The organism is Ornithinibacillus xuwenensis (assembly GCF_039614845.1).
Taxonomy (GTDB): Bacteria; Bacillota; Bacilli; order Bacillales; family Amphibacillaceae; genus Ornithinibacillus; species Ornithinibacillus xuwenensis.
In genome coordinates this window covers 45,683-55,774 of the sequence record NZ_JBDIML010000011.1, presented here as the reverse complement: position 1 = coordinate 55,774, position 10,092 = coordinate 45,683, and the positions used below count along the sequence as shown (strand labels likewise).

The window sequence follows — 10,092 nt, the reverse complement described above, 5'->3', positions numbered from 1 at the left end:
GCGAAGAGGTCACACCTGTTCCCATACCGAACACAGCAGTTAAGCTCTTCAGCGCCGATGGTAGTTGGGGCATTGCCCCTGCGAGAGTAGGACGTTGCCAGGCAACAAAAAAGCCAAGAAGTGATAACATTATCACTTCTTGGCTTTTTATATAGGTAAAGCGCACCTTGATTAGGTGCGCTTTTTTTATGATTTAGCTCATTCCATAAGGGCCTAATTTCTGTGAATTTCCTCCGCCCATTTGAGAAACAAATGGAATCATTTTTGTAATCGTTTGACCGATATTCTGGTTGTTTTTTGTCATTGTATAAAAAGTTGCAGCTCCAACTCCAACTGAAGCAATTAACGGTAACCACTTACCATTCTTTTGCATCCGAACCAACCCTTTCTATTATGACAATATCAATTCCCCCGTACATCATTAGAATGTCACAAATCAAAAAAATGATGAGAGGAATCAAATTCCATTTGTATAGGAGGCTTCGTAAGCTGCGTTCATACCAGCTAATCTGCCAGTGACTAACGCAGAAGTGATATTGTAACCTCCTGTATAACCATGTATATCAAGAATTTCTCCACAAAAGTATAATCGATCCATGATTTTTGATTGCATCGTGTTAGGAACAATTTCTTTAATGGATACTCCTCCACCTGTTACGAATGCTTTCTCTAATGGTAGTGATCCATTAACAGTAAAGGTGAAATTTTTAAAGTCATGGACGATTGCTCTTATAGTTTCCTTTGATATATTTGCTGATTTTTGTTCTTCATTCACATTATTCTTCTCTAAAATAAAGGACAGAAATCGCTCTGGAACTAATCCCTTTAGTATGTTTTTAACTGCTTTCTTAGGGCTTTCCTCAATGGAAGAGTGAATTTCATGAAGTAGTATATCTTCATTTTTATCAGGTAAAATATCTAGTAAGAGATTTACCTGCTTTTTCCCCTTCAATAATTCCTTCACAACAAATTGAGAACAGCGCAGTACTGCTGGTCCAGAAACACCAAAATGTGTAAAAATCATATCCATTTGATGTGTAATAATTGCTTTATTTTTTGTATTTAAAACAGACAAAGCTATATTTCTTAATGAGAGTCCTTGAAGTGTTTTTTGCTTAATAAATGATTCTGCTGAGGTAAGTGCTACTTCTGTAGGGTAAAGCTCAGTGATTGTATGTCCAGCTTTTTTCGCCCATGCATAACCGTCTCCAGTTGAACCTGTATGTGGAACAGCTTTACCACCTGCTGCTATAACAACAGATGCAGTCTCTATTTTTTCACCATTTTTTAATATAATGGTATGTCCTTCTTCTCCAAAATGTATTGCTTCTACAGCTGTATCTAATTTAATCGACACACTTAGTTCTGTCATCTTATTAATTAATGCATCAACGACTGACTTTGCAGAATTTGAAACAGGAAACATTCTTCCATGGTCTTCTTCTTTTAGTTTAACTCCCATTTCTTCAAAGAAGTCAATAATGTCATAATTATTAAAAACAGAGAATGCACTATAAAGAAAACGGCCATTTCCTGGTATATGTCTAATTACTTCATCTTGTGGTAGACGATTCGTCACATTGCAACGACCGCCACCAGATATGGCAAGTTTCTTACCCAATTTATTTCCTTTTTCGATTAGCATTGTTTTCGCCCCATGCTCCGCAGCAGCTATGGAAGCCATTAGTCCTGATGGTCCACCACCAATAACGATTACATCATATTTCAATCGTACTCATTCCCTTCTATCGTATTTTATCATTTCTAATAAGAATTACTCAATTTTTGTCATAAACCAGATGATGACAACGAATTTATATAAATGCATTAGCTAAGGTTATCCAACAATGTTGTAGTGTGATAAAATAGCTTTATTGTAATATTTTATTTGTAGATGCAGGTGAAAAAATGTCAAAATCAACAATCGTAAGAGGTGCTTTCTTACTTACAGGTGCTTCCTTTTTGTCCAAATTCTTGGGGATGATTTATGTAATACCATTTAATGCAATGGTAGGTGAAAAAGGGGGAGCACTGTATTCGTATGCCTATATACCCTATAGTATCTTAATTACCGTTGCTACTGTAGGAATACCACTAGCAGTGTCAAAGTTTGTTTCAAAATATAATTCCTTAGGTGATTATTATACTGGCATGAGGATGTTTAAAACCGGCATGTCTATTATGGCAGTAACTGGCTTGATTGCCTTTTTGGGATTGTTTTTTAGTGCGGATTTTTTAGCGCAACAGATGATTACGGATGATCAATTAGATAATACTGTGGATGATGTGGCCATGGTTATCCGAATGGTGAGCTTTGCACTCATTATTACACCCTCAATGAGTATATTCCGAGGTTTCTTTCAAGGGAATCAATCGATGGGTCCAACTGCCGTATCACAGGTAGTTGAACAGATAATTCGTATCATATTTTTATTATCAGCTACATATTTGATTATTTATATATTTGACGGCTCTACATCAGTAGCTGTTGGATATGCTACATTTGCTGCGTTTATTGGAGCCATTGCTTCATATGTTGTTCTATTAAGGTTTTGGAAGAAACGTAAGCCTTATCTTGACCGAAATATTGCGCAACAAAAAACAGCCTTTGATATTCCGAGAAAGGAATTGATGGCAGAATTATTTCGATATGCAGGACCATTTGTTATTGTTGCAATTGCAATCCCGATGTTTCAACTGGTAGATAATTTTACATTTAATCGTGCAATGGTAGCAATTGGTCAGGGAGACCTTTCGGAGACGTTATTAGCGGTTATTAACGTATATGGTCATAAATTGGTAATCATACCAGTAACCCTTGCTTCAGGGCTATCACTTGCTATCATGCCTGTCATCACTTCTTCTTTTACAAAGGGTCAAAATCAACAGCTCTTCCAACAAATTAATCAGGCGATGCAAATCATTATGGTCTTAGTGATACCCGCCTCTATTGGTTTGTCTATGTTGTCAAATGAAGCATATGGGACTTTATATGGAGGAATTGATAAACTCGATCATACGGGTACTTTATTAGCTTGGTATGCTCCTGTTGGCTTACTTTTTGCGTTACTTAGTGTGACAGCTGCAATACTTCAAGGAATTAATCAACAAAATCATGCAGTTATCAATTTATGTGCTGGATTACTTTTTAAAATTTTATTTAACATTCAGCTTATTCATACGTTTGGCCCGGTTGGTTCAATTATCGCGACTGCGATTGCTGCGGGTATTGCGGTCATATTGAATTTGTTACGTATTAGAAGAGCAATTGACTTTTCATTTAAACAAATTATCAAGCGTTCTATTTTAGTAATGATTTTTGTCATTATCATGGGGATTACAATCGGTATCGTAAAGCTTGGATTAGGCCTTCTATTCCCATATGAAGAATCGAGATTTGGATTAATGATCATGCTAATATTAGGTGTTGGAAGTGGTGGATTCATTTATTTATGGTTTGCATATAAATCGACACTACTTGAACGAGTATTAGGAGAGCGAGTGCGAATATTAGGTAAGATATTCCGGTAATAGAGGTGTTAAGATGAGACTTGATAAATTACTAGCTAATATGGGTTATGGTTCTAGAAAAGATGTCAAAGCCTTAGTGAAAAATAAACGTGTTACGGTGAACAATACGGTTATCAAGGACAGTGGACAAAAGGTAGATCCTGATAAAGACATTGTTCACGTCGATGAACGTGTTGTTATATATAAGCCGTATATTTATCTAATGATGAATAAACCTCCAGGAGTAATATCAGCAACTGAGGATCGTCATGATAAGACTGTAATTGATCTATTATCGTCAGAACATCAACACTATACACCGTTTCCCGTTGGTAGATTAGATAAGGATACTGAGGGTTTACTTTTACTTACAAATGATGGACAGCTTGCTCATCAATTGCTATCACCGAAAAAAGATGTTGAAAAAACATACTATGCAAGGGTTTGGGGTACTGTAACTGATAAGGATGTTGAAGCTTTTGCCAAAGGTATTGTATTAGATGATGGTTATCACAGTAAACCAGCGAAATTACGAATACTATCGCAAGGTGAGGAATCGGAAATTGAAGTGAAAATAACAGAAGGAAAATTCCATCAAGTAAAGCGAATGTTTGAAGCAGTTGATAAAAAGGTGATCTACTTAAAACGCTTATGTATGGGGGATCTCCAGCTTGATAATACCTTAAAATTAGGGGATTATCGGGAGCTTAACTCAGAAGAACTATCCTATTGCCAATCGATTAAATAATTGTAAGGGGTATTGTGATGACAGCAACGCCACATTATTTTATAGCAGTTCCGGTTACAAATGAGATAAAAGTAGAATTCTCCAAGTGGCAGAATGCGCTTCAACAAAAGCTATCCTATAAAATATGGCCCCATCAGGAGGATCTACATATTACGCTCAAATTCCTTGGCGGAGTTGAAGCTGATAAAGTAAAAGAATTACTGACTGAGTTGCGTTCCATTGACGATATTTCTGATTTTTTTATTGAAGTTGGAGGATTAGGTACTTTCGGAAAACCAGATAGTCCACGTGTATTGTGGGCAGGTGCTGAGTCTAATAAGAATCTATTGGATTTGTATAAAAGAGTAGAGCGTGCTTCAACAAAAATGGGATTTTCAAAGGAGCACAGACCATATCGACCTCACATTACATTAGCGAAGAAATGGAACGGTTCTAGCATTCATACAGATGCTTTAAAGGATGTTCTAGATAGCGCTCAATTTGAAATTTTTTCTATGGTCGTTAATTCTTTTGTACTTTATCAAATATTCCCATCGAAGATACCCAAATATGAAATAGTCGAGACGTTTAACTTAAAAGGAGGACGGTAAATTGGCCCAGTTGATTAAATTACAAAACTATATTTCTCGCTATGAATGGGACATCTATCGTTATCCTAGTCAATTCATGCGTTTAAAACAGGATAATTGGTATAAGTTACACTACCTTTGGAGCAATCAAGATCAGGAAACTACTCCTGATGAAGAGGAAGATGAATCAAGAAAATCGAGATGGAAGACGTTTGGAAAAAGGCAACAACAAGAAGATAGCGTAGAGGATAATTCGAGAGAGAACAGACTACCAAGAACAGAAGAAGCGTTACGAATAAATTTTTTAAATCAATTGTTCACATTTCAATTAAAGTGGGCAACCTCGACTGTGTCTAATGTCTCTTTCATGGATAAGCGATATTATCTTGATGAAACACTAAAGTATTTTCTTCAACGTTTTCCGGATAATTATTTATTGCTGTATTATCCAATATTCGAATTAAAAAAGGCTCCTGTGGAGAGTGAAATAATTTTAATTAGTCCACTTGGGGTTGAAATAGTTTATTTACTAGAAGAAAATCCAAAAACAATTATTATGGCTTCTGATGAACGAAGCTGGGTATTTGACGATGGCCATAATAAAGTCAAAAAGCTAAGTCCAATATTTGCTCTAAAACGAACAGAGAAAATTCTAAAAAGTATATTTCAAAAACACCAGGTTGATTTTCCAATTAAAAAGCTTGTCTTATCAAGAACAAATACGATCAATTTTTTGTCAGAGCCTTATAATACTAGAATTATAGGAAAGCAAGGCTATGACGCTTGGTTTCAAGAAAAGCGTTCACTTATTTCCCCTTTAAAAAGTCAGCAACTGAAGGCGTCCGATGCTATTTTGAAATATTGTCAATCCATTTCTGTTAAGCGACCTGAATGGGAAGAGGATGAACAAGATAATGGGTTTAATTTTGTTGAAGAGGAATAATTAAGTATGTATATCTTTATTGTGAATCCAGTTGCTGGGAATGGCAGAGGATACAAGATATTTAAGAAGCTATCCAAAAGCATGATATATCAACAAATAATCGCTGAATATTACCTTACGGAGTATCCAGGACATGCAGAAGAAATTACGAAAAATATTTCTAAAGGAAGTCACGTCGAATTAAAAGCAATAATTGTTATCGGTGGAGATGGGACCATTCATGAGGTTATGAATGGATTAAAAAATACGAATACTGCTGTATCGTTTATTCCTGGTGGATCTGGAAATGACTTTGGCCGAGGAAGTGGGATTACAGGTTCTCCAATAAGTATCCTCAAAAAAATAGTAGAGGATACGAGTGGAATACCATACTGGAACGGAGATTATAATATTAGTGGAAGTTCAAAGAGGAGTTTTATCAATAGTATAGGCTTTGGCTTCGATGCAGAAATTGCTGCTAAAGCAAATCTATCAACCTATAAAAAATTCTTTAATGTTTTACATCTTGGAAAGCTGAGTTATGTTATTGCACTTATACAAGTACTTTTTAAGTTTAAACCAATTCAGGTTGAACTCCACTTAGATGGCCATACCGAATCTATGACGGATTGTTGGATGGTTACAGTTGCTAATCACCCGTATTATGGTGGAGGTATGAAAATTATCCCTTCTGCAAAAATTGAGGCGGACTTACTACCAGTATTAGTAATCCAAGGTATTTCAAAGTGGAAAATATTAGGACTGTTTCTGACCGTATTTACAGGTAGACATATTCAGTTTAAAGAAGTTACGTTATATAAAGCAAAGAAGTTAACAATTACAGCAAAATCTAATATTACCTATCAGGTAGACGGTCAAACGGATACATGCCAATCATGTGTAATTACTAAAAATATACAACCAATCCAAATAATGGGCTCGGATTTTTCGTTAAAATTGTCCCAAACATCTTGAAAATAAACCATATTTTCGTTAATCTATTAACATGTTTGTAATTTTTTTGTACGTTAAAATACGATAATTCGGAGATTTGGGGAATGTATGGTGGAATGGTTTAAGAAGGCTTTAAGCGAAGATTGGGAAGTTACGCCTGCAGGTGGACTAACTGGAGAGGCTTATTTTGCAAAAAAAGATAATAAACGCCTATTTCTTAAGCGAAATTCCTCACCCTTCTTAGCTGTACTTTCAGCTGAAGGAATTGTACCGAAGCTAGTTTGGACAAAACGAATGGATAATGGTGATGTCGTATCGGCTCAGGAATGGCTGCCAGGAAGGGAATTAAGACCAGCTGAGATGCAGCATCAGCGTGTAGCTGATCTTCTTCATAAAATTCACCATTCCACAGAATTATTGCATATGCTGCTGCGCATGGGGAAAAAACCGATTACAGCAGATGACCGATTTCAATCAATTATTAAACGTTTAATAGCAAATCAATTAAAGGATGCTTCTATTGAGATACAGGATGGTATCAAGTTCTTAGAAGCTAATTTATCTACAGCAAGACAGCAAAAGCAAACTGTATGCCACGGGGATATGAATCACCACAATCTACTATTAACTGATGATAGCCAGTTGTATCTAATTGATTGGGATAATGCGATGATAGCTGATCCAATAGCGGATTATGGAATGCTATTAAATTCCTATATACCGAAAGAAGATTGGAATGGTTGGTTACAAAAGTATGGTGTACAATTGGATAAGCAGTTGTTGATTCGGATGTATTGGTATTTAATTGCTGATTCGTTATCATTCTTGTCCTTTCATTATGAACGTAATGAAAGTGATAAATTTGAAGAAAGAATTGAAAAGCTAAAAGAGCTCAATATTCAATTGGCTTTATTGTAGGTTTGACTGTTCGATTGCACTTATCCACTGATTAAGATTTGCTTGATTGCTTAATATATGCTCTTCGTGGTTCTGAACGCTTTCACCTTGCCTGCCGTAATTATAGATTTCAGGTAAAAGTTGTAAAAGCTGTTCATCTGTAATCGTATTATTAGCCATCATGGATTTAACCAATCGTTTTATTTGCTGATATTCGGAAACCTGAGCACAACATTCTGATTGCTGTTCATCTAATAAGTCTAATAGTAAAGATAGTTGATTTTGTACTGTTAATGACATGTCACTTCACCTCAATGAATAGTATTCGATAATTATATAAAAATATGTAAATGTAAAAGAAAGAGGTGCAACCTGTTGCGTCAACGAAATAAACCTTGGGCGGATGACTTTTTACAAGAAAATACGGATTTAGTGATTCCGAACCCAACTGAATATAAAAATAAATGGCACGAACTTTTTGGTAATGATAATCCCATCCATGTAGAGATAGGAACTGGTAAAGGTCAGTTTATTGCTGGGATGGCGAAGCAATTTCCAGAAGTTAACTTTATTGGTATAGAGCTTGCTAAGAGTGTTATTGTATCAGCAGCACAAAAGGTACAGGAATCTGAACAAGAGAATATTCGATTAATTAATGAGAACGCTGAGAATCTTATAGAGCTATTTACGCCAGACGAAATTTCGACCATCTATTTAAATTTTTCTGATCCATGGCCTAAAAATCGTCATGAGAAAAGAAGATTAACATTCCATACATTCTTAAGCCGTTATGAGAATGTTTTAAAGTCAGATGGTGAATTAATTTTCAAAACTGATAATCGTGGGTTGTTTGAATATTCCTTAACGAGCTTTTCGCATTATGGAATGTTGTTAAATGAAGTGAGTCTTGATTTACATGCTTCAAATGATCCGGAGAACATCATGACAGAATATGAAGAAAAGTTCTCAGCAAAGGGTCAACCAATCTACAGATGTAAAGCAATATTTCCTAACAAAAATTAGAACCTTTAGTAGGTTCTTTTTTTTGTACATTATGATAGCGTTTGCAGAGGAGGTGTTCATTCGTTAAACTAAAATTAGGCTTGGGGAAGGAGGACCCTAAATGGAAAATTTTCAAGTGGGACGAGCAACATTAACATGGCTTAATGGTGGCGTAAATTTTTTAGATGGTGGAGCAATGTTTGGAGTTGTACCAAAACCATTGTGGAGCAAGAAATATCCTGTAAACGATAAGAATCAAATTGAACTCAGAACTGATCCGATATTGGTTCAAGTTGACGGGAAAAAGATACTTATTGACTCAGGAATGGGAAATGATAAACTTAACCCAAAACAAAAGCGAAATTTTGGTGTTCTTGAAGAATCGTCTATTACGAGCTCGTTAACTGAGCTAAATTTAACACCAGAGGATATCGATATCCTATTAATGACACATTTACATTTTGACCATGCCTGCGGATTAACTAAAAGAAATGAGGAAGGGTTTGAATCAGTCTTTACTAACGCGGTTATTTATACTTCTAAAAATGAATGGGATGAGATGAGACATCCTAATATTCGTTCCGTTAATACATATTGGGAAATGAATTGGAAGCCACTAGTGAATCAAGTAATAACATTCGAAAATGAGATAGAGATTGTACCAGGGTTAAAAATGATTCACACTGGTGGTCATAGTGATGGACATTCCATCATTATATTCGAAGAGAATGAGAATTGTTTTATTCATATGGCCGACATTATGCCAACACATGCACATCAAAATAAACTATGGGCTTTAGCGTATGATGACTATCCTGTTACTTCTGTCCATCAAAAGGAGAAGTGGATGGAATATGGCTATCAAAAAAATGCTTGGTTTACGTTTTATCATGATGCCTATTATCGTGCAATCCGTTACAACGAAACTGGGGAAATAGAAGGTTCCATTGAACGATATCGATACGAATATGAATAAAAAAAGCTGCTCAAAATGAGCAGCTTTTGTTCTTAAACAGACTCGATAACATCAATGACAGCTCCAGTTTCTGTATCTGCAAAGAACTCATACTGTTTATTCTGTCCATCAATATTTCGAGTAACTCCACCTCGATAAGCATTGTATTGCAAGCCATTTTTCTCAATTGTTTCTGGCTTCATATAAATCCATGAACCACTAATTGGACCATGCTTCTTAAACGTTTCCTTAACGTTTTTTAATGCTTTTTCAGGTGTAATATGTTGATACCGATCCAGCTGTTGCTTTGTAACATATCCCGCTGCAAATCCTACTCCAGCAGCTATGACTGCCTTTTTCCAACCCATTTTTATCACCTCAAGCATAGATTCTTTTCTTTGCAATTATGTGTTCAATCTAATAGTTAGTATACCGTAAAAATGGAAAAATAGAAATTATATCCGCACAAGGAATGAATGTGTGGAAACAATCCATAGCATTCGATATACTGAAGAAGTACATATAAATAATGAAG

General features: G+C 35.6%; 12 protein-coding genes and 1 rRNA gene. 9 read left to right on the top strand and 4 right to left on the bottom strand.

Annotation, left to right across the window (positions count from 1 at the left end; all coding sequences use genetic code 11):
* Positions 1–103: ribosomal RNA gene (rrf, locus tag ABC228_RS18655) — 5S ribosomal RNA — on the top strand; the annotation flags it as partial.
* A 90-nt stretch (positions 104–193) separates the two neighbouring features.
* Here rrf and ABC228_RS18650 read toward each other — a convergent pair.
* Together ABC228_RS18650 and ABC228_RS18645 are read right to left on the bottom strand one after the other, a co-directional pair.
* Positions 194–373 carry a hypothetical protein gene (locus ABC228_RS18650; protein ID WP_345826692.1) on the bottom strand — a complete coding sequence of 60 codons (180 nt, stop codon included), beginning with the start codon at positions 371–373 and terminating at the stop codon, positions 194–196.
* Between the two features lie 84 nt (positions 374–457).
* A complete protein-coding gene (locus tag ABC228_RS18645) occupies positions 458–1,729 on the bottom strand; it encodes a BaiN/RdsA family NAD(P)/FAD-dependent oxidoreductase (protein WP_345826691.1) in 1,272 nt (423 codons plus the stop codon).
* A 179-nt stretch (positions 1,730–1,908) separates the two neighbouring features.
* Between ABC228_RS18645 and ABC228_RS18640 the strand changes: the two genes are divergently transcribed.
* From ABC228_RS18640 to ABC228_RS18615, 6 genes are all read left to right on the top strand, one after another.
* Positions 1,909–3,531, top strand: coding sequence for a putative polysaccharide biosynthesis protein (locus ABC228_RS18640; RefSeq protein WP_345826690.1), 1,623 nt, complete (start codon positions 1,909–1,911; stop codon positions 3,529–3,531).
* 13 nt (positions 3,532–3,544) lie between these two features.
* Positions 3,545–4,258, top strand: a complete 714-nt coding sequence (locus ABC228_RS18635) for a pseudouridine synthase (protein WP_345826689.1) — start codon at positions 3,545–3,547, stop codon at positions 4,256–4,258.
* A 17-nt stretch (positions 4,259–4,275) separates the two neighbouring features.
* A complete protein-coding gene (gene thpR, locus ABC228_RS18630; RefSeq protein WP_345826688.1) occupies positions 4,276–4,848 on the top strand; it encodes an RNA 2',3'-cyclic phosphodiesterase in 573 nt (190 codons plus the stop codon).
* A 1-nt stretch (position 4,849) separates the two neighbouring features.
* A complete protein-coding gene (locus ABC228_RS18625; RefSeq protein ID WP_345826687.1) occupies positions 4,850–5,770 on the top strand; it encodes an NERD domain-containing protein in 921 nt (306 codons plus the stop codon).
* 6 nt (positions 5,771–5,776) lie between these two features.
* Positions 5,777–6,724, top strand: a complete 948-nt coding sequence (locus ABC228_RS18620; protein ID WP_345826686.1) for a diacylglycerol/lipid kinase family protein — start codon at positions 5,777–5,779, stop codon at positions 6,722–6,724.
* An 87-nt stretch (positions 6,725–6,811) separates the two neighbouring features.
* Positions 6,812–7,621, top strand: coding sequence for an aminoglycoside phosphotransferase family protein (locus ABC228_RS18615; RefSeq protein WP_345826685.1), 810 nt, complete (start codon positions 6,812–6,814; stop codon positions 7,619–7,621).
* On the opposite strand, the gene ABC228_RS18610 is transcribed toward ABC228_RS18615, so the two are convergent.
* Entirely contained in the window at positions 7,613–7,900 is a 288-nt protein-coding gene (locus tag ABC228_RS18610; RefSeq protein WP_345826684.1) for a YtzH-like family protein, read from the bottom strand. The genes ABC228_RS18615 and ABC228_RS18610 overlap by 9 nt on opposite strands.
* 75 nt (positions 7,901–7,975) lie before the next feature.
* On the opposite strand from ABC228_RS18610, the gene trmB reads away from it, so the two are divergent.
* Both trmB and ABC228_RS18600 read left to right on the top strand, forming a co-directional pair.
* Entirely contained in the window at positions 7,976–8,623 is a 648-nt protein-coding gene (gene trmB / locus ABC228_RS18605; RefSeq protein WP_345826683.1) for a tRNA (guanosine(46)-N7)-methyltransferase TrmB, read from the top strand.
* A gap of 100 nt (positions 8,624–8,723) precedes the next feature.
* Positions 8,724–9,578, top strand: a complete 855-nt coding sequence (locus ABC228_RS18600; protein WP_345826682.1) for a YtnP family quorum-quenching lactonase — start codon at positions 8,724–8,726, stop codon at positions 9,576–9,578.
* Between the two features lie 32 nt (positions 9,579–9,610).
* Here ABC228_RS18600 and ABC228_RS18595 read toward each other — a convergent pair whose 3' ends face one another.
* Entirely contained in the window at positions 9,611–9,925 is a 315-nt protein-coding gene (locus tag ABC228_RS18595; RefSeq protein WP_345826681.1) for a PepSY domain-containing protein, read from the bottom strand.
* Positions 9,926–10,092: the final 167 nt, after the last annotated feature.

Excerpts from the sequence above, each read along its gene's own strand:
- ABC228_RS18595 (WP_345826681.1), bottom strand. The coding sequence starts at position 9,925 with ATGGGTTGGAAAAAGGCAGTCATAGCTGCTGGAGTAGGATTTGCAGCG.
- ABC228_RS18650 (WP_345826692.1), bottom strand. The coding sequence starts at position 373 with ATGCAAAAGAATGGTAAGTGGTTACCGTTAATTGCTTCAGTTGGAGTT.
- ABC228_RS18610 (WP_345826684.1), bottom strand. The coding sequence starts at position 7,900 with ATGTCATTAACAGTACAAAATCAACTATCTTTACTATTAGACTTATTA.
- thpR (WP_345826688.1), top strand. The coding sequence starts at position 4,276 with ATGACAGCAACGCCACATTATTTTATAGCAGTTCCGGTTACAAATGAG.
- ABC228_RS18640 (WP_345826690.1), top strand. The coding sequence starts at position 1,909 with ATGTCAAAATCAACAATCGTAAGAGGTGCTTTCTTACTTACAGGTGCT.
- ABC228_RS18635 (WP_345826689.1), top strand. The coding sequence starts at position 3,545 with ATGAGACTTGATAAATTACTAGCTAATATGGGTTATGGTTCTAGAAAA.
- ABC228_RS18615 (WP_345826685.1), top strand. The coding sequence starts at position 6,812 with ATGGTGGAATGGTTTAAGAAGGCTTTAAGCGAAGATTGGGAAGTTACG.
- ABC228_RS18620 (WP_345826686.1), top strand. The coding sequence starts at position 5,777 with ATGTATATCTTTATTGTGAATCCAGTTGCTGGGAATGGCAGAGGATAC.
- ABC228_RS18600 (WP_345826682.1), top strand. The coding sequence starts at position 8,724 with ATGGAAAATTTTCAAGTGGGACGAGCAACATTAACATGGCTTAATGGT.